This window comes from Hominilimicola fabiformis (assembly GCF_020687385.1).
In the GTDB taxonomy this organism is placed as follows: domain Bacteria; phylum Bacillota; class Clostridia; order UBA1381; family UBA1381; genus Hominilimicola; species Hominilimicola fabiformis.
The window spans coordinates 68875-94853 of sequence record NZ_JAJEQM010000005.1 but is presented as its reverse complement, the minus strand read 5'-3'; the positions used below and the strand labels follow the sequence as shown (position 1 = coordinate 94853).

General features: G+C 37.8%; 22 protein-coding genes and 1 tRNA gene. 3 read left to right on the top strand and 20 right to left on the bottom strand.

The annotated features are described in order from the left end of the window. Nucleotides 1-107: 107 nt before the first annotated feature. On the bottom strand, nucleotides 108-1493 hold the full coding sequence (locus LKE05_RS04865) for a copper amine oxidase N-terminal domain-containing protein (RefSeq protein ID WP_308456127.1): 1386 nt from the start codon (nucleotides 1491-1493) through the stop codon (nucleotides 108-110). Between the two features lie 138 nt (nucleotides 1494-1631). Between LKE05_RS04865 and LKE05_RS04860 the strand changes: the two genes are divergently transcribed. Next, nucleotides 1632-3377 (top strand): Rqc2 family fibronectin-binding protein, encoded by a 1746-nt coding sequence (locus LKE05_RS04860; protein WP_308456126.1) that lies wholly within the window; start codon nucleotides 1632-1634, stop codon nucleotides 3375-3377. 63 nt (nucleotides 3378-3440) lie between these two features. Here LKE05_RS04860 and recQ read toward each other — a convergent pair whose 3' ends face one another. From recQ to LKE05_RS04835, 5 genes are all read right to left on the bottom strand, one after another. Next, nucleotides 3441-5264, bottom strand: coding sequence for a DNA helicase RecQ (gene recQ, locus LKE05_RS04855; protein WP_308456125.1), 1824 nt, complete (start codon nucleotides 5262-5264; stop codon nucleotides 3441-3443). Nucleotides 5265-5401: 137 nt separating this feature from the next. Then, nucleotides 5402-6634: an ammonium transporter gene (locus tag LKE05_RS04850; protein ID WP_308456124.1), complete on the bottom strand. Its 1233-nt coding sequence runs from the start codon at nucleotides 6632-6634 to the stop codon at nucleotides 5402-5404. Nucleotides 6635-6647: 13 nt separating this feature from the next. Next, nucleotides 6648-6998: a P-II family nitrogen regulator gene (locus LKE05_RS04845; RefSeq protein ID WP_022230789.1), complete on the bottom strand. Its 351-nt coding sequence runs from the start codon at nucleotides 6996-6998 to the stop codon at nucleotides 6648-6650. A gap of 324 nt (nucleotides 6999-7322) precedes the next feature. Beyond that, nucleotides 7323-8606 carry an ammonium transporter gene (locus LKE05_RS04840; protein WP_308456123.1) on the bottom strand — a complete coding sequence of 428 codons (1284 nt, stop codon included), beginning with the start codon at nucleotides 8604-8606 and terminating at the stop codon, nucleotides 7323-7325. A 32-nt stretch (nucleotides 8607-8638) separates the two neighbouring features. Beyond that, the gene (locus LKE05_RS04835) at nucleotides 8639-8989 is read right to left on the bottom strand and encodes a P-II family nitrogen regulator (protein WP_022230787.1); all 351 of its coding nucleotides are present in this window, start codon (nucleotides 8987-8989) and stop codon (nucleotides 8639-8641) included. A 562-nt stretch (nucleotides 8990-9551) separates the two neighbouring features. Between LKE05_RS04835 and carA the strand changes: the two genes are divergently transcribed. Together carA and carB are read left to right on the top strand one after the other, a co-directional pair. Then, a complete protein-coding gene (gene carA / locus LKE05_RS04830) occupies nucleotides 9552-10604 on the top strand; it encodes a glutamine-hydrolyzing carbamoyl-phosphate synthase small subunit (RefSeq protein ID WP_022230786.1) in 1053 nt (350 codons plus the stop codon). Between the two features lies 1 nt (nucleotide 10605). Then, a complete protein-coding gene (gene carB, locus LKE05_RS04825) occupies nucleotides 10606-13818 on the top strand; it encodes a carbamoyl-phosphate synthase large subunit (RefSeq protein ID WP_308456122.1) in 3213 nt (1070 codons plus the stop codon). A 50-nt stretch (nucleotides 13819-13868) separates the two neighbouring features. On the opposite strand, the gene LKE05_RS04820 is transcribed toward carB, so the two are convergent. From LKE05_RS04820 to LKE05_RS04755, 14 genes are all read right to left on the bottom strand, one after another. After that, nucleotides 13869-14984: a DHHW family protein gene (locus tag LKE05_RS04820; protein ID WP_022230784.1), complete on the bottom strand. Its 1116-nt coding sequence runs from the start codon at nucleotides 14982-14984 to the stop codon at nucleotides 13869-13871. A gap of 11 nt (nucleotides 14985-14995) precedes the next feature. Continuing rightward, the gene (locus LKE05_RS04815; RefSeq protein ID WP_308456121.1) at nucleotides 14996-16390 is read right to left on the bottom strand and encodes an MBOAT family O-acyltransferase; all 1395 of its coding nucleotides are present in this window, start codon (nucleotides 16388-16390) and stop codon (nucleotides 14996-14998) included. 18 nt (nucleotides 16391-16408) lie between these two features. Beyond that, nucleotides 16409-16855: a DUF4358 domain-containing protein gene (locus tag LKE05_RS04810; RefSeq protein ID WP_147364917.1), complete on the bottom strand. Its 447-nt coding sequence runs from the start codon at nucleotides 16853-16855 to the stop codon at nucleotides 16409-16411. Nucleotides 16856-16877: 22 nt separating this feature from the next. Next, nucleotides 16878-17699, bottom strand: a complete 822-nt coding sequence (locus tag LKE05_RS04805) for a GDSL-type esterase/lipase family protein (RefSeq protein WP_308456120.1) — start codon at nucleotides 17697-17699, stop codon at nucleotides 16878-16880. 89 nt (nucleotides 17700-17788) lie between these two features. Continuing rightward, on the bottom strand, nucleotides 17789-18799 hold the full coding sequence (locus LKE05_RS04800; RefSeq protein WP_308456119.1) for a glycosyltransferase family 2 protein: 1011 nt from the start codon (nucleotides 18797-18799) through the stop codon (nucleotides 17789-17791). A 2-nt stretch (nucleotides 18800-18801) separates the two neighbouring features. Next, nucleotides 18802-19986, bottom strand: coding sequence for a CDP-glycerol glycerophosphotransferase family protein (locus LKE05_RS04795; protein WP_308456118.1), 1185 nt, complete (start codon nucleotides 19984-19986; stop codon nucleotides 18802-18804). 25 nt (nucleotides 19987-20011) lie between these two features. Beyond that, a complete protein-coding gene (gene panD, locus LKE05_RS04790) occupies nucleotides 20012-20395 on the bottom strand; it encodes an aspartate 1-decarboxylase (protein WP_022230778.1) in 384 nt (127 codons plus the stop codon). Nucleotides 20396-20409: 14 nt separating this feature from the next. Next, nucleotides 20410-21249 carry a pantoate--beta-alanine ligase gene (panC, locus tag LKE05_RS04785; protein ID WP_022230777.1) on the bottom strand — a complete coding sequence of 280 codons (840 nt, stop codon included), beginning with the start codon at nucleotides 21247-21249 and terminating at the stop codon, nucleotides 20410-20412. 1 nt (nucleotide 21250) lies between these two features. After that, nucleotides 21251-22087, bottom strand: coding sequence for a 3-methyl-2-oxobutanoate hydroxymethyltransferase (gene panB / locus LKE05_RS04780; protein WP_308456117.1), 837 nt, complete (start codon nucleotides 22085-22087; stop codon nucleotides 21251-21253). Beyond that, a complete protein-coding gene (locus tag LKE05_RS04775) occupies nucleotides 22084-22893 on the bottom strand; it encodes a Rossmann-like and DUF2520 domain-containing protein (protein WP_308456116.1) in 810 nt (269 codons plus the stop codon). The genes panB and LKE05_RS04775 overlap by 4 nt, the downstream gene beginning before the upstream one ends. 143 nt (nucleotides 22894-23036) lie before the next feature. Next, nucleotides 23037-23125, bottom strand: a tRNA-Leu gene (locus tag LKE05_RS04770). 119 nt (nucleotides 23126-23244) lie between these two features. Continuing rightward, nucleotides 23245-24240, bottom strand: a complete 996-nt coding sequence (locus LKE05_RS04765; RefSeq protein ID WP_308456115.1) for a foldase protein PrsA — start codon at nucleotides 24238-24240, stop codon at nucleotides 23245-23247. Nucleotides 24241-24467: 227 nt separating this feature from the next. Further along, nucleotides 24468-25472, bottom strand: a complete 1005-nt coding sequence (locus tag LKE05_RS04760) for a hypothetical protein (protein ID WP_117968889.1) — start codon at nucleotides 25470-25472, stop codon at nucleotides 24468-24470. A 4-nt stretch (nucleotides 25473-25476) separates the two neighbouring features. Next, nucleotides 25477-25944 carry a zinc ribbon domain-containing protein gene (locus LKE05_RS04755; protein ID WP_117968888.1) on the bottom strand — a complete coding sequence of 156 codons (468 nt, stop codon included), beginning with the start codon at nucleotides 25942-25944 and terminating at the stop codon, nucleotides 25477-25479. Nucleotides 25945-25979: the final 35 nt, after the last annotated feature.

The window sequence follows — 25979 nt, the reverse complement described above, 5'->3', positions numbered from 1 at the left end:
ATTTTTTTGAAAAATTCATTACAAAAATAACAGAAATGTATCCGTCAAGTTTGTTATTTCGACAAAAAAACAGACGAACTGTAAATTCAGCTCGTCTGTTTACCGACTTAATTATTTTTTGTTTTTATCGTACTTACAAATAAATCCGTTATATCAGCCGCACCTGTCGGAATTTCAGGTGTCACTATTGTATCGTCCTTTTCCGCATTTGACGATACTGTCATTTTAAGTGACATATCATCAGCATATCCGACTTCTATATTTGCGTCACTTGTTGATTTTGTTGCGTCCGTTTCGCTGTTTGCGGAAACATTAAACTTAAAATCATTTTTTAATTGATTATAGTCACTGTCCGATATATTGCTTATATTTTTCAAAATGTTAAGCATATCTTCTGATTTGATATTCATTTTTAGGCTGTAACCGCCGTTTTCAGTTTCTGTAACCGTTATATATTTATCCATCTGTTCATACATATCAAACATTGAAGCCAATGAAATAATAGTATCAATATCAGTATCGCCCTCTGTCTGATAAGCACTCTTTAATGTGTCCATAGCCTTTGCAGTATTTCCGCCGACAGCACTGTCCACTATATTTATTGTGGCAGTCGGCACACCGAGAGAAGTCAAGGCTTTGTTTAAATCAATACTGTACCATACATCACTCTTTACGATAAGTGCCAATGCCTTGATTTTTGCATTGTCCGAGCTTTGAGCAAGTTTTTCTATAACATCTGTTTTAAAGTAAACCTTATCATCCGCTACTACTGCGTTAAGTGTTGCGTCATTTACATTGCTTTCATTCAATGAGCCGTTAAACTTCACATCCGCACCCGCAACATTATCTTTATTTTTGCCGTCAATACTTCCGTTTGCCGCAACACTGTATTTACTGTTGCCGTTATTCAAATCAAAACTCACATCAAATGCAGTATATTCCTTATTATATTTCGGTGTTTCCTTATTTAAAAGTTTTGAAATATTCGGTGCCGAGTTTTCAAATTCGTTAAAATAATCGTCAGCATCAAGGATTACAACTGTTTCCGTATTTCCGTCCCAGCCTACCTGCATACCGAATGCGTTACTCATAAAACGAATAGGAACAAGAGTTCTGTCATCAACAATAATCATAGGTGTGTCCATTTTAACGGTTGATTCACTTCCGTTATTGTCTACATATATTGTATCGTCCATAAGTGTAAACTTAATTGTTGTGTCACCCTTTTTAGCCGTTACAAGTCTGCTTGAATCATCATAATCAACGCTTGCGCCCATATTTTCAAGTGCCGCTCTGAACGGTATCATAACTCTGCCGTCAGTATTTACAGGCTTAACGTCATCATATTTTACAACCTTATCATTATATACAATATGTATTTCCGATTTATCACCGTACACGCTCGAAACTTCTTTTACTCTTTCCGCCGCACTTACCGAAAAGCACGGTACAACCATTGACGCCACAACTGCCGCCGCAATAATTTTCTTCATATTATTTTTCCTCACTTTCGTATAAAGCATTGCTTTGAGGTTATTATACCACCGCAAAATCGTTTTGGCAATATTTTTATTGTTTTTTTATATAAATATGGTATAATAAAAAATAATACATTTACACAGGAGGACATTATGGCATTTGACGCAGTAGCGGTTCGTTGTCTTGTCAAAGACCTTAAAGACAAGCTTATAAACAGCCGTATAGATAAAATACATCAGCCTGAAAAAGACGAAATTACAATAAATTTGAGAACAATGACGGATAATTTTAAACTTGTGCTTTCTGCAAGTCCTGCACATCCGCGTGTTCATTTCACAAACGTTTCAAAGAAAAATCCTATCAGTGCGCCTATGTTTTGTATGCTTTTGAGAAAGCATATCGGCAGCGGTAAAATTACGGATATTGAACAGATTGGCTTTGAACGTATTATAAAATTTTCGATAGAAAGTTATGATGAACTCGGCGACCTTACGACAAAATATCTTATAGTCGAAATTATGGGCAGACATTCAAATATTATTCTTACCAATCAAGATATGCGTATTCTTGACTGTATCAAACACATTGATTTTACGGTAAGTTCGGTACGTCAGCTGCTTCCCGGACTTGACTATGTTTCACCGCCTGTACAGGATAAAACCGACCTTACGGAAATAAGCGAAACAGCAAACATAGATTTTTCATCACCGATACAGACCGCCGATAAAGCCATTCTTTCCGCAATAGCAGGTATCAGTCCGCTTACATCAAGAGAAATTGTATATCGTGCGTTCGGTCGCACAGACGTGAAGTGTTCCGAACTTACGGATAACGGCAGAAATAAACTTTTATACGAAACGGTTAAACTTGCCAAAGACGTTCAGCAAAACAATTTCAGCCCTTGTATGATTATAAATTCCGCCTCGGGCAAATTAATGGAATTCAGTGCCACGCCTATAACACAGTACGAATCACTTGCGGAAATTAAAGAATTTGACGACATAAGCGTACTTCTTGACACATTTTACAGAACTCGCGATATGCACGAGAGAATGCGTCAAAAGAGTGCCGACCTTGTGAAACTTCTTAACAATAATATAGAACGTGTTTCAAAAAAGCTCGGCATTTTAAATAAAACGCTTGCCGATTCGGAGAATAAAGATAAATATAAAATATACGGTGACTTGCTTATGGCAAATCTTTATAATATGAAAAACGGTCAGTCGAGCGTTGAAGTTATAGATTACTACAAAGAGGATTCGCCTACCGTAAAAATCCCGCTTTCGCCGCAGCTTTCACCGTCACAGAATGCACAGAAGTATTACAAGCGATATAACAAGGCGAAAAATGCTGAAATTGAGGCAGCAAAACAAATTGAAAACGCCAAAAATGACCTTGAATATCTAGAAAGCACACTTGCCGCTATCGAAACATCTGATACGGAATCAGACTTAAACGCAATTCGTGCGGAACTGATTGCCGAAGGCTATTTAAACAGAAAATTCAATCCGAAAAAGCAAAAACAAAATGCGTCAAAACCTATGCACTTTGTAAGTTCCGACGGTTTTGATATTTATGTGGGCAAGAATAATACCCAAAACGATTACCTTACATTAAAATTTGCAAATTCGTCTGATTTGTGGTTTCATACCAAAAATATTCACGGCTCGCATACAATCATAAAACTCGGACTTGATAAATACGTTCCGAAAACGACAATCACGGAGGCTGCCGAACTTGCGGCATACTATTCAAAAGGTCGTGATTCGTCACAAGTTCCCGTTGACTTTACGCAGATTAAAAATGTCAAAAAACCAAACGGTGCAAAACCCGGTATGGTGATATATGATTATTACAACACAATATATGTTACACCGAAAGAATTAAAGAACGAGTAATCAATAAACCGACCCCCAATTCGTTAGATTTTTGGTCTGACTTTTGGGGGGCGGTTCAAATGACTACTCGTTTTCGTTTATAAACTTTTGTATTTCTTCCATAAATTCTTTGCCGTATTTACGTTTTTTCATTTCGCCGACACCGGAGATATTCAAAAATTCGCTGTCCGTAACAGGACGTTTACGGCACATTTCACGAAGTGTAGAATCTTGAAATATAACATACGCAGGAACACTTGCCATAACGGCACGTCTGTTACGAAGTTTTTTAAGTCTTTCAAACAGTCTGTCTTCTTCAGACGTCAAAACGGTATCCTTCTTATGGGTATAAGAAACTTCCTTAATCAATTTCATCGAAAGTTCTTTACCGTTTAATATTTCCTTTGTTTTCAGTGTGGGCTGTACAGTCCTGTAATTCATTTCGTCAACTTCAAGATAGCCCTCTTGAATTAAATAATCAATAATATATCTTATCCTTTTAAGCGACATATCGCTCATAATTCCGTATGTAGAAATAGTATCAAGGTCAAGTCTTTTTATTTTGTCGAGCTTACTTCCGTAAAGTACCTCCGCCAAAAGCGTCTTACCGCAACTTCTCCCCTTTTTTCGTATTCTGTATACACATGACACTATTTTTTGTGCGTCAACGGTTATATCCGTTGTTTTAAAATTAGTATTGCAATTTCCGCAGTTGTCACAGTTAAGCGGCGGATTTTCGCCGAAATATTCGAGAATAAATGCTCTGAGGCACTCACTTGTAGTACAATAAAACGTCATCATTTTCAAGCGTTCAAAATCTTTCTCCATAATTTTGATACGCATTTGGTCTGATATTTCTGAGTTTTCATCCGGATTTTCGATAAAATATCTTGCAGTATTGACATCACGGGCACTGTAAAGCATAATACAGTCTGCATCACCGCCGTCACGTCCCGCTCTGCCCGCCTCTTGATAATAGCTTTCAATATTTTTCGGCATATTGTAATGCACAACAAGGTAAACGTTCGATTTATCTATACCCATACCGAATGCGTTCGTTGCAACCATTATTTCACATTGGTCGTATATAAAATCGTCTTGATTTTTCTGCCTTTCGTCATCATCAAGTCCTGCGTGATACCTTGTCGCATCATATCCGTTGTCATTAAGTCTTTCACACACTTCCTCAACCGTTTTTCTTGTCGAGCAATAAACTATCGCACTTTGATTTTTATGCCTGTCCAAAATATCACAAAGTGCCGTAAATTTATCTTTCGGTCTTTGCACTTCAAAATACAGATTTTCTCTGTTAAATCCCGTAACCTTAACATACGGATTGTTTAGTTTCAGAATACGAATTATATCTTCTCTCACATCGTCAGTCGCCGTTGCGGTAAAAGCGGCTATAATCGGTCTGTATGAAAGTTTTTTTATAAATTCTTCTATTTTCAAATATCCCGGTCTGAAATCGTGTCCCCACTGCGATACACAATGTGCTTCATCTATGGTTATCATAGAGATTTTCACTGTTTGCGCTACCCTTATAAATCCCTCAAGTTCAAGTCTTTCGGGTGCAACATATATTATTTTATACATACCCTTGTAAATATTGCTTACAACTTTATTTTGCTGTGCCAAAGTCAGCGAACTGTTTATGTATGCGGCGGCAACACCCGACTGAACAAGTGAATTTACTTGGTCAATCATAAGTGATATAAGCGGCGAAATTACAATCGTTATACCTTCCATCATCAGTGCCGGTACTTGGTAACACATTGATTTTCCCGCACCTGTCGGCATTATTCCGAGAATATCGTTTCCTTCTAATATATTATCTATAATCTCAGACTGTCCGTCACGAAACTTCTTGTGTCCGAAATATTTTTTAAGAACTTTTTCCTTTTTCATCAATATACTTCTTTCGTTTACATATGTTACTACTATTTTATCGAAAAAGATAATACATTGCAAGAGATATTTTTAAATAAAAAAATAGCAGACAAAACCATAATGATTTTGTCTGCCTTTTGTCATCTTTCTATGCTTTACTCCCATATTGCCGAATACGCGCGTTCACCGTGTTCACTGTCGTCAAGACCGACATTTTCACTGTTTTCATCAACACGAAGTTTTGTAAACAATCTTACAATACCCACACAAATCAATGTTCCGACAACCGCAACGGCTATTGTTACCAATATACTAAGCACCTGTGCCACGAACAAATGATAATCACCGAAAACAAGACCGTCCCATTTAGCTACCGGATTAATCGAAGTTTGTGCAAACAAGCCTGTTGCGATACCGCCCCATATACCGCCGATACCGTGACAGCCGAATGCGTCAAGTGCGTCATCATATCCGAATTTTGGTTTTAATACAGATAATGCAAAGTAACATATCGGGCTGACAAGTGCACCGATAATAAACGACGCCCATATCGGTACGAAACCTGCACCCGGTGTAATTGCCACCAAACCGATAACACCGCCTGTACAAGCTCCGACTACTGTCGGCTTTCCGCCTTTGATTATATCTATAATCATCCACGAAAGCATTGCACAAGCCGCAGAAGTGTTAGTTGTTGTAAATGCGTGAAGTGCAAGACCGTCTGCCGTAAGCGCACTTCCTGCATTAAATCCGAACCAACCAAACCACAAAAGTGACGCGCCGAGTACAACAAACGGAATATTATGCGGTACGACACTTCTTTTCTCAATGCCTTTTCTCTTACCGATTAATATTGCAAGCACAAGACCCGAAACACCGGAGCTTATATGTACAACGTTACCGCCGGCAAAGTCGATTGAGCCGATTTGAGCAAGAAATCCGCCGCCCCAAACCATATGAGCCATCGGATAATAAACCACAAACTGCCACAAGAATACAAATAAGAATATTGCTTTAAATTTCATTCTTCCCGCAACTGCACCTGTAATAAGCGACGGTGTTATAATGGCAAACATCATCTGAAACAACGCAAAACCCATATTAGGGATATTGTCACTGTAAGGACCTGCCTCCGCTCCGACACCGTTAAACGCAAACCACTTTAAGTTTCCTATAACTCCGCCCAAGTCACCGCTGAATGAAAGCGAATATCCGCAAAGTACCCACAATACCGACGAAAGTCCCATAAATGCTACTGACATCATCATTGTATTGAGCACATTTTTTCTTTGTGCAAGACCGCCATAGAAAAAAGCCAATCCCGGTGTCATCAAAAACACATACGTTGCCGCAATTATCATAAATCCTATATCGCCACTGTTTAACATATTTTTATACCCCCTATAATAAAGCCTCTCTGTCCTCTTCGCCTGTTCTTACTTTTATAACTCTCGATACAGGTGAAATAAAAATCTTACCGTCACCGATTTCACCTGTTCTCAAAACCGAAATTGCCGTATTAACAACATCATCAACAGGCACTGTACATACAACCATTTCAATTTTTATCTTCGGAAGTAAGTCAACGCTGTACTCAACACCTCTGTAACGGTGCTTTTGTCCCTTTTGCACACCGTAACCCAATACATTGGATACGGTCATTCCGTTAATTCCGATTTCATTTAAAGCCGTCTTTAAATCCTCAAGTTTGCTCTGTCTTGTGATAATTTCGATTTTTGTCATTTCTGCCATGACTATACTCCCCTTTCTCTTAAACATAAAAAGCGCGTCTATCGAAGTTTTCTGATACTTTCGATAAACACGCCTTTGTGTTTAATTTAACTCATTATTTTTTTATTCCGATTGAATCACAAAAACAAAAAAGACGCATTTGTAAGAATATCCTCTTACAAACACGTCCTTGTGTTCAATCACTGTAACATTATTATACAACACTAACTTTTTGTTGTCAACAGTTTTTTTGAAATTTTTCTGGAAAGAGAAAGCGAGCTAATAAATTAGCTCGCTGAGGGGGTATATATATTAATCTTTGAAAAAGAGATTAACCTTATTAAATTACATTGATCTTTTCTCGTTATACGATACAACAAAGTCAGGGTATGCTGATGCAAGACCATGTTCTGTTGAGTCAAGACCTTCAATTTCTTCTTGTGGCTTAGCACGAAGTAATCCAGCCTTCTTCAATACAACGAATAGAATTGAACCAATGATTGCTGCCCATGCAATTAGTGAAACAGCACCCAAAGCTTGAACACCCAAAGCCTTTAGACCGCCGCCATAGAACAGACCAAGTAATTCTGCACCGGCACTTGTATCTGAAGCAAACAAACCGACTGCGATTGTACCCCAAAGACCGCATATACCGTGAACACTGATTGCACCGACAGGGTCGTCAACCTTTAGCTTTGTATCGATAAACGGAATTGCAAGACACATCAAGATTGCACCGACAACACCGATAATAATTGACGCAAACGGAGTTACAAGGTCGCAAGGAGCTGTGATTGCAACAAGACCGCCAAGAACACCGTTTAGAGTCATTGAAACATCCGGCTTACCGTAACGAATCCATGTAAAGAACATTGTTGTGATTGCAGCTGCACAAGCGGCAAGGTTAGTTGTGATAAATACCTTAGCGGCTACTTGTACGCCACCGTCTGAAAGACCGCCTGTTGATGCAGGGTTAAATCCGAACCAACCTACCCAAAGAATAAGTACACCAAGTGCACCGATAAGAATATTGTGACCCGGAATAACGTTTACTTTTCCGTCCTTTGTGTACTTGCCGATTCTCGGACCAAGAATTGCAGCACCTACAAATGATAATGTACCGCCAAGCATATGTACGATTGCACTACCTGCAAAGTCATGGAAGCCTAACTCTGACAACCAGCCGCCGCCCCATACCCAGCGACCTGCGATTGGGTAAATAAACAATGAAATAGCCGCACTGTAGATACAATATGCTTTGAAGTTTGTTCTTTCAGCCATTGCACCTGAAACGATTGTTGCAGATGTTGCACAGAATACTGTTTGGAAGAACAATGCCGTATAATCCATATTTTCTGCACCTGCCATACCGTTCATAAACATATCTCCGAACGGAATACCGATAAATCCGTTACCTTCGCCGTACATAAGTCCGTAACCGATAAACCAATAAATAATTGAACCGAACATAAAGTCAACTATGTTCTTCATAATAATGTTACCTGTGTTTTTACTTCTTGTAAAGCCTGCTTCAACCATTGTGAAACCTGTTTGCATAAAGAACACCAATACACCGCCAAAGAATAACCAAAAACAGTCTACTGCTGTTGTTAATAGTTCTGTACTCATAATCAATCAATCCTCCTATTTAATGAAACTTTCTATAATAAAGCCTCTCTGTCTTCTTCACCGGTTCTTACCTTAATAACTCGTGATACCGGAGAAATGAAAATCTTACCGTCACCGATTTCGCCTGTTCTTAAAACCGAAATCGCTGTATTTACAACATCTTCAACCGGTACTGTACATACAACCATTTCAATCTTAATTTTCGGAAGTAAATCAACGTTATACTCAACACCTCTGTACTGATGTTTCTGACCTTTCTGTACACCATATCCAAGAACATTGGTAACTGTCATACCGTTGATTCCGATTTCATTCAAAGCCGCCTTTAAATCTTCAAGCTTGCTTTGTCTGGTGATAATTTCGACTTTTGTCATTTCTGCCATGACTAAACTCCCCTTTCTTTTAAACAAAAAAGCGTGTCTATCGAAATTTTCTGATACTTTCGATAAACACGCCTTTGTGCTTAATTATAATGTATAATATTAAGTTTTCCTAATTGAACTGAAAAAGCGCATTCGTAAGACCTTTTTTCAATCTTACGAACACGCCCTTGTGTTCAATCTCTTTAACTTTAATTGCATTATACGCCTATGGATTTAAAATGTCAATAGCTTTTTTTAATTTTGACTAACATTACAAAATAAAAGTTACTTTGCACTTATTTATTTAGAAAATATAAACAAACCTTGACACCAACCAACAAAATCCGTACTATATGTTGACAAACCACTCATTGCGTGGTACAATAATAAAAATGACATAAAGGAGATATAAAACAGTATGTACTGCGTAGGCAATTACAACTCAATAAAAGCAGACAAAGGGTATTCTGTTTCCCCTTTATTTCTATTTTCTTTTTTAAAAACCAACTGACAATGTTATTTATTCATTGTCTTTTTTTTTGGGCTATATAGCTTAATTCACTAACATGGAAGGAGAACAATTATGAAAGCACAGCTTATTTTGGAAAACGGTATGCGTTTTTCGGGAACGGTTTTCGGCGCTGAGAAAAACATCGTCGGAGAAGTAGTTTTCACAACCGGTATGACAGGCTATCAGGAAACTCTTACTGATCCGTCTTTTGCAGGTCAGATTGTCACTATGACTTTCCCTCTTATCGGTAACTACGGAATTAATCTTGAGGATATGGAGGCAAAGCACACTAATCTTAAAGCATTTGTAGTAAGAGAAAAGTGTGATTTTCCGTCTAACTTCAGAAATGAAATGAACCTTGATGATTTTCTTCGTCAACAGGGTGTTGTAGGTATTGAGGGTATCGATACAAGAGCACTTACAAGAGTTATCCGTGAAGCAGGTACAATGAAGGGTGTCATTATGCAGGGCGAGCCGAGTGATGAAGAAGTCAATGTACTTATGAACTCTCTTGACAACAGTCACGTTATTATGGACACAACTGCCGAACAGGTATATACATTAAATGAAACAGGCAGACCGCACGTTGCTTTCATAGATATGGGTGCAAAACAAGGTATTATCCGCGATTTATTGAAGAGAGGCTGTAAAATTACAGTATTTCCTGCCAACATTCCCGCTTCGGTTATCGAAGAAGCAAATCCGGACCTTGTATTCCTTTCAAACGGTCCCGGCGATCCGCTTGACGCTCCGGGTACAGTTGATACTGTTAAGCAATTAATAGGTAAATATCCAATCTGCGGTATCTGTATGGGACATCAAATTATAGGTCTTGCACTTGGCTGCGAAACTAAGAAATTAAAGTTCGGTCACCACGGCGGAAACCACCCTGTAAAAGACCTTACAACAGGCAATGTTTTCATTACAAGTCAAAATCACAACTATATAGTTGCAGATTTGCCGGACACTGTTGAAGAAACATTTATAAACGTAAATGACGGTACTTGCGAGGGTATCAGACATAAAACTCTACCAATCCAAAGCGTTCAGTTCCACCCTGAAGCATCACCGGGACCGCTTGATACAGGTTGGTTATTTGACAGATTTTTAAAGGGGGTAAACTAATATGCCTTTAGATAAAAGTATAAAGAAAGTTCTTGTTATAGGCTCAGGTCCTATCGTAATCGGACAGGCTGCCGAATTTGACTATTCGGGTACACAGGCTTGTCAGGCAATTAAAGACGAGGGTATTGACGTTGTACTTGTAAACTCAAACCCGGCTACAATTATGACTGACAGAGGTATGGCTACAAACACTTATATTGAGCCGCTTACTGCAGAATATGTAGAAAAGATTATTCAAAAAGAACGTCCGGACTCAATTATCGCCGGTATGGGCGGTCAGACAGGTCTTAACCTTGCTTGTGAGCTTTACGACAAGGGCGTTTTTGAAAAGTATAATATGAAGGTTATCGGTACTTCAATTCCGTCTATCAAAGAGGGTGAGGACCGTGACAGCTTTAAGCGTCTTATGGAACGCACAAATCAGCCGATTGCTCCGTCTGAAATCGTTACAGACGTTGAATCAGGTCTTGCATTTGCAAAGAAAATCGGCTACCCTGTTATCGTTCGTCCCGCTTACACACTTGGCGGTACAGGCGGCGGTATTGCTGAAGATCCCGAACAGCTTGAAACAATCCTTTCACAAGGTTTGCACCTTTCAAGAGTAGGTCAGGTTCTTCTTGAAAAGTCAATCAAGGGTTGGAAAGAAATCGAATTTGAAGTTATGCGTGACGGTGCAGGTAACTGTATCACGGTATGTTCAATGGAAAACATCGACCCTGTCGGTGTTCACACAGGTGACTCAATCGTTGTCGCTCCTGCACTTACTTTGGCTGATAAAGAATATCAAATGTTGCGTAAAGCGGCTATTGATATTATCAATTCAATCGAAATTAAAGGCGGTTGTAACGTACAGTTTGCACTTGATCCGGAAAGCTTTAACTATGCGGTTATCGAAATTAACCCTCGTGTGAGCCGTTCATCCGCACTTGCATCAAAGGCAACAGGCTACCCTATCGCTAAGATTGCCGCTAAGATTGCACTTGGTTACAACCTTGACGAAATTAAGAATGCCGTTACAGGTAAAACATACGCTTGCTTTGAACCTGCTATCGACTACGTTGTAACAAAAATTCCAAAATGGCCGTTTGATAAATTCTTCGGTGCGAAGCGTAATCTTGGTACAAAGATGATGGCTACAGGTGAAATTATGGCTATCGGCAATACTCTTGAATCATCACTTCTAAAGGGTATTCGTTCACTTGAAATAAAACAATACACACTTGAAAGAAAATCTTCAAAGAAACGTACCACCGTTGAATTAAAGCAACGCGTTATCGTTCCTGATGATGAAAGACTTTTCGACCTTGCAGAGCTTATCCGCAGAAATTACAATATGGAAAAGCTTGCCGAAATCACAGGTATGGACCCATTCTTCTTGCAGAAAATTAAAAATATCGTAGACGCAGAAGAAGAATTAAAGCAATACAAATTGGCCGATTTGAATTATGACATTCTAAAGAAATATAAGAAAATGGGCTTTAGTGATAAGGGCATTTCAGAACTTATCGGTTGTGACGCAGACGAGGTATATAATCTTAGAAAATCTTTGGGTATTATCCCTGTTTACAAAATGGTTGATACTTGTGCGGGTGAATTTGAGGCTGTTTCTCCGTATTATTACTCAACATATGACAAAACTACAGAGTCATTCCCTTCTGATAAGAAAAAAGTTATCGTTATCGGTTCGGGTCCTATCAGAATCGGTCAAGGTATCGAATTTGACTATTGCAGTGTTCATTCTGTTCTTTCTCTTGAAAAAGCAGGTATCGAAACAATTATTATAAACAACAACCCTGAAACAGTAAGTACAGACTTTGATACATCAGACAAACTATACTTCGAGCCGCTTACAGAAGAAGATGTTTACAACATTATCGAACTTGAAAAGCCTGACGGTGTTATTCTTCAATTCGGCGGTCAGACTGCTATCAAACTTGCAAACTTTCTTGACAGTATGCACGTTCCTGTACTTGGTACACAGCCTAAGTACATTGACGAGGCTGAAGACAGAGAAAAGTTTGACGAAATGCTTGAAAAACTTAACATAAAGCGTCCAAAGGGTAAGGCTGTTTGGAGTGTTAAGGAAGGTATTGAAGAAGCTAATAAGCTTGAATATCCGTTACTTGTACGTCCGTCATACGTTCTTGGCGGTCAAGGTATGGAAATTACAAGAAACGAAATCGACCTTGTAAGATACCTTACAGACGCATTTATTAAAGATACAAAAAATCCTGTTCTTATCGACCGTTATCTTGGCGGACGTGAACTTGAAGTTGACGCTATTTGTGACGGTACAGACGTTCTTATTCCGGGTATCATGGAACACCTTGAAAGAGCCGGTGTACACAGCGGTGACTCAATTTCAATTTATCCACCGCAGAATGTACCTCAGCATATTATTGATAAAATCGTTGACGTAACATACAGAATTGCACTTGAACTAAAGGTTATCGGTATGATTAACATTCAGTTTATCGAATTCAGAGATGAACTTTATATTATCGAAGTAAACCCACGTTCAAGCCGTACGGTACCTTATATCACAAAGGTTACAAACGTACCTGTTATTGATATTGCAACAAACATTATGCTTGGCAAATCACTAAAAGAAATGGGTTATTCAACAGGTATTGCACCGCAGACAAATACAGTCGCTATAAAAGTCCCTGTATTCTCAACCGAAAAATTACCGCAGGTTGAAGTAAGTCTTGGTCCTGAAATGCGTTCGACAGGTGAGGTTTTAGGCGTAGGTCAAAACTTCCACGAGGCTATGTACAAAGGATTTACTGCCGCCGGTACAACAATTCCAAAGGCAGGTTCAACAATTCTTGTTACGGTTCGTGAAATGGATAAAGAAAACTTCTTGCCTATCGCAAAGAAATTCCACGAACTTGGCTGCAAGTTTATTGCCACTGCCGGCACTGCAAAATTGCTTGAAGATAACGATATTCCGGTACAAGTTGCAAAGAAGATTTCAGAGGGTGTTCCGAATATCCTTGATGTTATCAGAAGCGGTATGATTGACCTTATCATCGACATTCCTAAGAAGGGTAATGATATTCATTCAGACGGATTTAAAATCAGACGTACAGCTATTGAGTGCGACGTTTCGATTATGACAAGTCTTGACACTGTTAAAGCACTTGTTGATGTTATGGAACATCGCTACACACCTGATACTGTTGAAGTTATTTCACTTTCGGATATTAAATAACATACAAAAAGCGGAGATTTTAAAAATCTCCGCTTTTTTAATGCTATTTATTATTGAAGTATCGCCAAATCGTTTGCTTCACACATATTGCTTATTCCGTAAAGCATAAGCACCTCGTCATAGCTGTTCTGCTCCGTCAATGCAGATACATTATTAAGATAATATCTCAAGTCCACCATATCAATCTGCAAACAATTTTCAGCCATAAACGGCACGAAACAATGTGCATAGCTGTCTTTTATCACAAGCACTTTCTTACCGTCCTCATTATCGTTATTCACAATCCTTTCAAAATTATGATTTCCGTCAAGGAACACCGGGTATTTATCAAGTTCTTCGAGATGTTCTTTAAAAAACATATTGTCACAAACCTCATCTTCAAAGCCGTCATTAATCGTCACCGTAACATTAATCGGATATTCCCACGTTTCTATACTGTCAGATTTTTCGTACCACAATGCACTTTTTGAATAAGTCGTGCCGAAAAATCCGTCTGTACTTTCAATATCATAATCACTGCGAACTTCAATATTTTCACTTTCCGCCCACTTTTTATATGCCAAATACGCACCGTAACTTGTCCAGTGGTGGTCGGTTTTATAATAAATCTGCTTGTCCTTGTTTTCGGTCAGAGTATCGCGTATATCAATAAATTCTGCGTTCTCTGCCCTGTTTTTTATATCGTCGATTATTTCGCCGTCATTATATTCGGTATGAACTTTCGGAAGTTCTTCCGACATTATATATCCCGTTGACGGTACAACAATAAGTTTTGTTTCGATACCCGTATTTTTCACGAAATTATTTATCGCTGTTATATTTGCATTTAATTTCTCTTCATCACACTTTACAGGTGTGTTAATAATATACCCGTCTTTTCCTTTATATACCCCATTTGAGCCGTTACGTCCCGAATAAAGCATATAATATGAATCGGTTGACGCAAAGAAATTTCTTGCGGGAAAGTGGTCTGAAATATATGTTTCAAAATCCTTTTCCCATTTTCCGTTAAACAATTTTTGTACACTGAATTCAGGGAATTTTGCAAGTGTTCGTTTTTCGTTCACCGAAACCTCTTGTTTCGGCAAAAACGCGGTAAGCGCCGCCATTGCACCTATAAATCCGCAAAACAATACTGTAAGCAATATATCTCTTTTTTTAGCCATTATATCACCCCTTAGAAACGGAAATACAGGAACGGATTATAGCTTTGATTTACCAGTGACGCCGTACAAAGCACAATCACAACCGCACAAAATGCAATTTCCAACACGCCCATATACTTTTTATCCTTTAATTTCAAATACGTGTTCTTCCATATCGGAAGTGACGCCATTGCCGTCACAATCAAAATCGGCAAATACATAAGTATTGTACTGAGCGTATCACCGCCGATAATACCGTTTTTCAACGTAAACATACTTGTCAAATACGTCGCAAATTGTCCGAAATCTTCAAAATAGAAAATTGTCCAACCGAGAAGTATTAAAAACAATGCGTATATGTGTTTTAGCAAAGACGGCAATTTTTCAAGATATTTGCCGTACACATATTTTTCAAGCACAAGGATAACAAAATAATAAATTCCCCACGCAATAAAATTAAAATTTGCACCATGCCATAATCCTGTCAATGCCCAAACCGCAAACAAATTAAAAATCACACGCGGTAATTTGCACCTGTTGCCGCCGAGCGGAATATAAACATAGTCGCGAAACCATGAACTAAGCGAAATATGCCATCTGCGCCAAAACTCAGTTATCGTCTTTGAAACATACGGATAATTAAAGTTTTTCATAAATTCAAAACCGAACATTTTACCCAGTCCGCAAGCCATATCGGAATATCCCGAAAAGTCAAAATATATCTGAAACGCATATGAAATTATGCCAATCCACGCACCGACTATGCCGTTTGACGATGTTCCTCTGATTGTATCCCAAAGTACACCCATTTGATTTGCGATAAGAACTTTCTTCGCCAACCCAACTGCAAACAACTTTATACCGTCAGCAAACTGCGATATGTTTTCACGTCTTTCATCAAGCATTTTCGCAATGTCTGTATATCTTACAATCGGTCCTGCTATTAGCTGTGGGAAAAATGAAACATACGTTCCGAAAGACACAAAGCTTTTTTGTGCTTTAGTGTCCCCTCTGTAAACATCAATCGTATACGATAACGTCTGAAATGTATAGAATGAAATTCCTATCGGCAACGGTAAATTGATTTTCGGCATAAAGCTAAACGGCGGAATTGCTCTCAATATATCAGTCACAAATCCCGTATATTTAAACACTGCCAAAAGTCCTAAACTAATTACAAGCGACAAAACCAAAAACGTTTTTTTACGTTTTTGGTTATCACAGTATTTTTCTATCAGCAGTCCGAATATATAATTCGACACGACAGAAACAATCATTATTAAAATAAAAACAGGCTCTCCCCAACCGTAAAATATAAGATTGGCCAAGAGTAAAAATGCATTTCTGAATTTTCTCGGCAGAATATAGTATACCGCCAAAACTATCGGCAGAAACACGAACAAAAATAATAAACTTGAAAAGTACACTACCTACACCCTTTCAAATTATTTTGTATATTGGTCAATTATGCTCTGTACGCTTGATGAGTCCTCGCTTACGCATACGATAACGTAATCGCCGACAGTTTCAACAACGCAGTCGTCAAGCTTTGACACTTCATTCGGTGCATAGCTTGTGTATGTTGTTTTTTGTGTTTCAATATGTTGTTCGGCTTTTTCTTTCACAGATTCCGTATCTGATGTTTTAAATATTGTAATTTCATCAACAACCGCCGGTGTACCTGTATATGACACACATTCTTCAACTTCGCCGTCTGAAATCATATATCTCTTTTCAGCAATATCCGATGAAACCTCCGTAAGCTGTTCCGCAAATTTACCGTCACTCGACAATGCCGACGCAAGCTCATTTATATCAACAGCCTTACCTCCGCAGCCTGCAAGCGATACGCACATCATAACTGCCGCCAAACCAAAAACTAATTTTTTCATCTCAATATATCCTCTCTTCTGATTATTGTATATTATTTTGTATATAAACCAAGCACTTTTTATAATAATCTTCTCCGAAATGAATACCGTCACTCGCCACTCCGTCAGGCAAATTGCCGTCCTCTCCTACAACGGCACTGTATACGTCCGCATAGACAACACCTTTGCTCTCGGCAAGTTTCTTTATCAATTCATTGTATTTAACTATCTGCTCGTTATTTGTATTATCCACGTTATTGTCCGATACCTCTTTGGTTACCGGGGTTATCGCAAGCAAATATATTTTTGCCGTACTCTGATATGACTTTGCTTTGTCAATAAGTGCACCGTACTGCTCTACAAATGTATCCGAATTAGCCCAACCAAGTTCGTTTTCACCGAATATCATAAATATTTTATTGTACTGCTTGCCGTTGTTAAGTTCTTCGATAACAGGCACTGTACCCGTTGACGTGGATTTCGTCATTGCGTCATTGACATTCAAACCGATTCTCGCAAAATAATCCACACCTTCTACAAGGCTGTAATTCATCATTCCGTCTACGAACGAATTACCGATGAACGCCGAATTTTGATAATAATTTTGGTCAATATCCGATGAATTTGATTTTTGTGCCGGTGCAGTTGTCGGCGTCTGCGTTGACATAGCCGCAAGCTCCTCCTGTCTTTTCTGCTCAGCCCTTTGCGATACGGACGACACGCACCCTTTAATTGCGAATATAACAAGAGCTGCAATTATAATTGCAACTGCAAATACAAACACTCTGCGAATTAAAATTTTACGTCTGCGTTGTTCACGCAAACGCTTTCTTCTGATCATTTCAAGACGTTCTTTCTGATTCAAAATTCTCTCCCCTTAATTTATACATCAATAAAGTGGCACTATAAAATAGTACCACTGTTTTATTCTTTAGTCAATAGCTTGTGTCAAATTCAGTCGAATTTATGTTTCCAAATATGAAGCACAATTCTTACATAAATCGCTCTGTAATTTTTCTTTTTCATACACTTAAAAATCGGATGGTTTATTTCTATACCGTCACAAGATATATCGTCCATAAAAATATCCGTTATTTCTTTTAACCTCGCATACCTTGCCTTGCGGTTTAATTTCAAGTTCGGATTAAACAAAAAGCAGAAACTTCCGAATGTTTTATGAAAATAATCGTCATAAATTCTCTGCAAAACATCTTTGTTATTTCTGTTCCAACTTAAAACAATGTCCTTAACGTACATTGTAGACTGTCTTGACGTATCAAAAATATCAAAGCGATACTTATCCCAAAATCTTTTATATGAGTTTACATAGTATCTGCAAAGCACATCGCCTGTCATATAAAAACTGTCTATACAGTTTACATACCTTGCGACAAAAACATCGTCCTCACTCTTTCTGAGCTTAGGAAACTCAATGCCGTTTTTTCTGATTATATCGGTCTTGTACAGCTTAAACCAAGCCGCCCCTTGAATACCGCGTTCGCCGTACATAAACATATGCTCATAATAATCTTTTCGTGCATCTCCGCCTGTACGTTTAAGTCCGTCAGCCTTTTTGACAGTGCGGAAAACCTTTTCACCGTCAAACATAGAAAAACTGCATACAACAAGGTCGGTATTTTCATTTTCCATATAATGAACAAATTTTTCTATCGCATTTTTTTCAAGATAATCGTCTATATCAAAAAAATATATATAATCGCCCGTTGCCTTTCTCAGTGCAAGATTTCTTGCCGCACCTGGTCCTTCGTTGTTTTTGCCGAATACCGCAATACGTCTGTCCTTATCCGCCTCGGCAAGGCATTTCATATAACTTCCGTCTTTTGAACCATCATCAATTATTATAATTTCAAGATTTTCATATGTCTGTTCCGTTATACACTTAATTCCGCTTTCAACCCAATCTTCCATATTGTATACGGGAATTATGATACTTACTTTTTTCATACTCAACCTCTGTCGCAAATTTCTTTTATAGCCTCAAAATTTCGCTGTGAATTATTTTCATCTCTAAGTGTAAAGAATTTATCAATTCTTTTTCTGTACTTATCATCAAGCACGCAACCGTTTTCAAGTATTCTGTCAAGTTCGTCTATAACGTCATTTTCATCATACAAAATTTCACCGAAACCGTCACGGTCATAGTCAAAATAACCTTCTTCGTAATGCTGTTGTCTGAATGACTCTTTGTCAAACTGATAGAAAATCATAGGTTTTTCCATATATCCGTAATCAAAAAACACGCTTGAAAAATCGGTTATAAGAACGTCCGATTTAATAAGTAAATTTTGCACCGTACTGTCATTGAACGTAACAATCTTAACTCGCTCGCCGCCTTTAAATGTATCAATAAATCTCTGAAACTCAATATGAGGATAGAAAAGCAATTCATAATTGTATTTTTCAAGAACGTTTTTCAATTTTTCATTTGCAAGAAAATTTGAATACACCTTGTAATATTCGCTTTTTACAAATTCTTTTTTGTCAGCCCCTTGAAGATTGTATCGCCAAGTCGGCATAAGCAAAACTTTTTTGGTCGGCTGTTCATTTTTATACAGTGCGTCATAACGGCACAAACCAAGCATTTGCACAACGTTATCCTTATATCCGTACAAACTATTGACATACTCGTATTCAGGCTTTGCCGAACACACAAACAAATCCAAATTCACATTATTGTTATACAAATATGTAAGGTTATCCTTGATGATACCGTGCTGTAAAAATATCTTTTTGCCCTTTATAATACCTTTTTTATCAGCCTTAACAAAAAAATCTATATACGGTGTGTAACCCATAATATGTGTACTGATTTTTACTTTTGACAGCACAAGCGAAATGTAATGTTCAAAACTGTTATGATTTATAATTCTGCCGAGTTTTTCCACACGTTCTCTGTCAGCGGAATCTTTCGTTATTGCGTAAGCAATATTGATTTCGGGATGATTTGCGGTAATGTACTTGAACAAATAATACGCATTATCCCTTGCGTCAATTCCACGCTCCGCTATAAGCCATAAATCCTTATACTTTTCTTTATTTTTCGCAAAAGGTGCGACAATTACCGCCGCACCGTATTTTACGAAACAGGAAATATAATCCTTTGACTTCTTTATAAATGTATGCAAATTCATATATATCCCTCCAATTATGCAAAGATTACTTTATTTCTCCGTGTTTTTCATACTGCGTGATTTGCGACACCTTATTGTTGTCGTCAACAAATACAACTGTCGGTCTGTGTTCTTTTGCCTCGTCCGCCGTCATATTGCAGTATGCCATAATAATAACTTTATCACCCTTTTGAACACACCTTGCCGCCGCACCGTTAAGGCATATAACGCCCGAATTTTCTTCTCCGGCTATTGTATACGTTTCAAAGCGCTGACCGTTGTTTACGTCAACTATCTGCACCTTTTCATATTCAAGTATACCGGACGCTTTCAAAAGTGCCGTATCAATCGTTATACTTCCGACATAATCAAGTTCTGCCTGTGTAACAGTTGCACGATGTATCTTACCTTTAAGCATTGTTAATTCCATTGCTTATTTTCTCCTTACTCCATTATAAAATTATCTATTAAACGTGTTTTTCCTATATATACCGCCATTGCACAAAGGAGCGGCTTTTGTACTTTTTCAAGTGTTTCAAGCTGATTGAAGTCAACCATTTCCACATAGTCAATCTTTGCAAGAGGTTCTTTTCCAATCTCCGCTTTGATTGCCAAAATAATTGTCTTTACGTCTGTTTCGCCGTCTGCAATCATCTTCTTGCCGATTTCAAGCGAACGTGAAAGGCATAGTGCCGCCTTGCGTTCGTCTGCGTTTAGATATGTGTTTCTTGAACTCTTTGCCAAGCCGTCATTTTCACGAATTATAGGACAACCGACTATTTCAATATCAAAGTTCAAGTCCTTAACCATCTTCTTTATTACGCACAACTGTTGCGCGTCCTTTTGACCGAAATACGCTCTGTCAGGCTGAACGATATTGAACAGCTTACTTACAACAGTACACACACCGGAAAAATGAATAGGTCTTGTTTTACCGCAAAGTACCTTTGTAATCTTGTTCATATCAACAAATGTAAGTGCATTGTCATACATTTCATCAGCTTCAGGATTAAATATAATTGACGCACCCGCACTTTCGCAAAGTTTCGCGTCCGCATTAATATCTCTCGGATAACTTTCAAAATCCTCGTTAGGACCGAACTGTGTAGGATTTACAAAATCGCTTACAACAACTCTGTCATTTTCCTTTACCGCGCGCTCTATAAGGCTTTTATGTCCTTCGTGAAGATAACCCATTGTAGGGACAAGACCAACCGTAAGCCCTTCTTTTTTCCATGCTTTAACTGTTTTCCTTACTTCATCTATTGTTTTTACTATCTGCATTTTATTCTTCCTCCGTTATTTGTTTCATAACTTCTTCACTCATTTTAAACGAATTTTCCTCTTTTGGGAATGTACCGTTTTTCACTTCGCTGCAATATTGCTTAAAGCAATTTTTCATACTCTCGCCCAATTCACCGTATTTCTTTACAAACTTCGGTGTAAAATCGGAATACATTCCAAGCATATCCTGATATACAAGCACTTGACCGTCACAGCCGTTGCCCGCACCGATTCCTATTGTAGGAATTGAAAGAATTTCCGTTATGTATGTTGCAAGCGGTGTCGGTACACATTCCAAAACAACCGCAAATGCGCCGGCTCTTTCAACCGCTTTTGCATCATCTATAATTCGTTTTGCGTCATCTATATTTTTGCCCTGAACCTTAAAGCCGCCGAACGAGTTGACCGATTGAGGCGTCATTCCGATATGACCGACAACAGGAATAGACGCGTCTACGATTTTTCTTATATGTTCCTCAAATTTAACTCCGCCCTCAAGTTTAACCGCATCGGCATGACCTTCTTTTATGAGTCTGCCTGCGTTCACAACTGCGTCATACACAGATGTTTGATACGACATAAACGGCATATCTGTTACGACAAGTGCATTTTTTGCACCTCTTGCAACGATTTTACTGTGATGTATCATATCTTCCATTGTCACAGACAATGTACTGTCATATCCCATAATAACCATACCAAGCGAATCGCCTACAAGTATTGAATCAACGCCTGCCTCGTCCTCAAGTTTTGCCGTTGTGTAATCATAAGCTGTAAGCATTGTAATTTTTTCACCGTCAGTTTTCTTATTTTTAAAGGTTACTGTTGTGTTTTTCATTCTATTCCTCCGTTTTTCATATCAAATATAACATTTGTCAGTTCTTTGTATAACTCTCTTGTTCTTTCATCAAGCACTTCAATATGTTTTTCAACAGTCGCCATGTCCCCTCTTGCCGCAGGTCCTGTGATTGCTTTTTCACAACCGACTTTAAGTATATTGTCCATATTGCACTTCATCAGTGTTGACAGTGCACTCTCGCTTTCCGACTTTGAAAAACCGCACTCCTGTAAAAGCTCCGTTGCCTTATAGCAAACCGATACGACAAAATTTGACGCAAAACACGCCGCCGCATGGTATTTGGCTTTATTTTCCGGTGTAATAATCTTAAATCTGTTACCGCATAATGAAAGAATTTCTGAAACAGTATCAACTGCTTTTCCGCCGCCTTCGACAGTAAAAAAAGCGTTTGATATTGCATTTAATGACGTATGCTTGCTGTTAAATGCCAGCATCGGATGAACACTGCAAACATTTTCACTGTCTGCACCTTTAAAAATTTCACTTGACACAGAGCCGCTGCAATGACATATAATTTTCTCTTTTAAATTCATATCCTTGATTTTGTTCCAAATCGTTTGGATATTATCATCATTTGTAGTTATAAAAATTATGTCACTATTATTTATAAGCTTTTCACGGCTGTAAAGCTCAAAATCTTCCGTATTGTTACTTCGTGACGAGAAACCGATTACATTTACGCCCTTGCTTCTGAAATAGTAAGCCAGACTCATACCGCATTTTCCCGCTCCGATAAATCCTATTGCGTTTATATTATCACCTCCGATAATATCACCGCAACGCACTAAATGTCAGGTGCAATTTTCTTCCGAAATACCGCCCATCAGTTTTATTTTATCATATTTTGTTTTGTATTACAATATTATTTCACTAATTAATATTATATTTTTTCAACAAAAAATGACTTAGAACAAAGTTCTAAGTCATTTGGTGCCGATGACCGGGGTCGAACCGGTACGGGAATTTCTTCCCACGGGATTTTAAGTCCCGGGCGTCTGCCAGTTCCGCCACATCGGCATACTTGTCAACAACATATGGAATTATACCATACTTTTTGACATTAGTCAAGACTTTTGTACGAAAAAAGATTAAAAAAGCAAGTCTGTTTTTATAACAGACTTGCTTGATTTGTCATTTTATTTAGCCTCTGTTGTAGGTTCCGCCTCTGTTGTAAGTTCCGGCGTATCCTTTGGCTGAATAACCATTTTATCAATCTTATCTTGGTTTACCTCTACCTTGATACCCAATTCTTCAGCTTTCTTTTCAAGAGCCTCTTCTTGTTTCTTTGAAGTAACTGCCGACTGAACTGCTGATTTATTGTTTTCCAAATACTCACCGAACTTTGAATCCGATTCGTCTATCGGTAATCTTTTTATGATGTGATAACCGTAATCTGATTTACACATTGTAATTTCGCCCGGCTCGATTGACTTTGTCGCATCTTCAAATTCAGAAACCATTTCACCGTCTGTAAAGAAGTATCCGTCTTGATTTGATTCCATACCCGGGTCTTCATTGTATTCCTTTATAAGTGCATCGAAATCTTCACCGTTCTTTGCTCTTTCAAGAATTTCGTTTGCTTTCTTTTCAGCCTCTGCAAGCTTGTCTTCATCAAGATCTGCACCTGTCGTCATATCCTTTGTTGAAATAAGAATATGCTTTGCTCTTAAATAATTATCTACGAAATACTGCTTAACTTCATCATCTGTCGGTTCTGCAACGTCAAGCTGATCCATTACCTGCTGTGAATATGTTGATGCCGAAATAATTGTTTCAATTATATCATCATCAACACCGTACTTTTTAAGCAACTTATCGCCGGCTTTTTTACCGCCCTGTTGAGCCTTAAAATTTGAAATAGTGCTTTTAACTTGTTTAGCCTCATCGTCGGTTAGAGTTATATCCATTGCCTTTGCAACTTCTTTTAGAAGATATTCTTTCTTTAGATTATCAACTGCGGCGTCTACGTCCTCTGTACCCATTCCGTAATTTGCAAAGAAATTAACCGCACCTTCCGTAATATTGGTATCGCCTATTTTCATAACAGTTTGACCGTTTCCCGAACAACCTGCAAGCAGCATTGCACCAATCAATGATACACTTGCTATTTTTCCAAATCTGCCAAAATTCATAATTATATTCCATAGCCTTTCTGCCCACAATTATTATATTCTAACGCTTATCAGCGGGCAGATAAGTCGTTATATTCGTTATATGTTTAACACATACAACACATATTAGTATATTCCTTATTGACGTTTATGTCAATAGATTTAAAAAATTGTTTACAAAAAGACCATAATTTTTCTATCAAAAAAGACCATAATTTACTTATGATCTTTTCAGGTATCATTCTATTTTATGAAAGCATTAATACAACTTCAAGCACAATCACAATCGCACTTAAAATGCTAAGCACGGTTACACCGAGAACGCATTTCTTTTTAAGTTTTACAAAACTCGATTCAAGTTCTGAAATTGTATTTTTTGTATTAAGTTGTGTATTCTTCAAATCGAACACACTGTCATTAAGTTTTGAAATCGAATTAAATGCTTGTTTAACTTCCGAAACACTTTTCGCTATTTCATCAACCGAATTTTTAATCTCGGAATAATTATCCTTATGTTCTTTCATTCTTTCGTTATCTTGAACATCAATAATATTCAACTTTTCCGAAATATCTTTAATCTTCGATTTCAAGCCGTCAATATCCTCTGACACATTTTGAATTTTGCTTTCAACATCATCAAATCTGTCTGACATTTCAGATACAGAAACAACGCTTTCGCGAATGTTATCAAGCTTATTGTCAATCTTTTCAACCGAATTTTTAACGGTATTCTTAACTTTTTCCTTTATACCGCTTTCGTCAACGGCATTTTTAATATCTTCCTTAATATCCTCTGCCGTTTTTACAACCTTTTCAAAAGAATTATCTTTCTTTTTTTCTTCTTTTTCGTTTTCAGCCTCAGTTGTATTTTCGGCTTCTTTTTTAGCTTTAAATTCATCAACCTTGCTTACAACCGTGTCTTTAAACTTTCTTGCACCGTTTTCAATGTCACCGGCTTTTTTCTTGAATTTATCGATAACACTTTGAATATTAATCGTTTCGTTCAAATTAATTCTTTGAGTGTTTTCAACAGGCTCTGCGTCGGCATCATTATCTGTTTTTACATCGACATTTTTCAAAAATTCTTCATATTCCTCGTCAGTGCCTGTGTAAAAAGCGTCCTGACCGTCATATGATTCTATGTTCATTCCCTTTTTATCCATCTTGTCACCCTTATTTCCGTGAAATTTCTTAGCAATATCTCTGCCCTTTTCATAGGCATAATCAAAAAACTTATCAAATCTACCGGACATATAATTAATCCTCTTCTGTTTCAGGTTTTTTAGCATTTATTATAACAACTTCATCATCGTCATAACTGTCTGTATCGTCTGAATTTACGTTGTAAATTCTTTCACCGCACTTTGAGCAGTACACATCATCAGAATGATTATACGCACCGCATTTCGGACACTTTACGTTTTCTTTAAGCTGATAAAGCTGTTCTTTAAGCTCGTTAACTTCCTCCGTCATAGCGTCGATTTTACCGAACTTTTCTTCCATATCGTCAATCACTTCGCCTGTTGATTTATAATTTTCATATACAGACTTACCGATTTCGGTATAGATGTCCTTAATTTTGCTTTTCGTTTCGCTTATTGAAAACTTTAATTTTGTTTGGTTTACTATGTTGTTTGTTTTCTCAATGACTGTTTTTGTCACCTGCACCGCGCTGTCCTTAGCTTTGTTTGCGTGTTCCTTTATTTTATCAAATACTTCTTCCATTTTAAAATCGCTCCTTCCTAATTTATTATATGCCG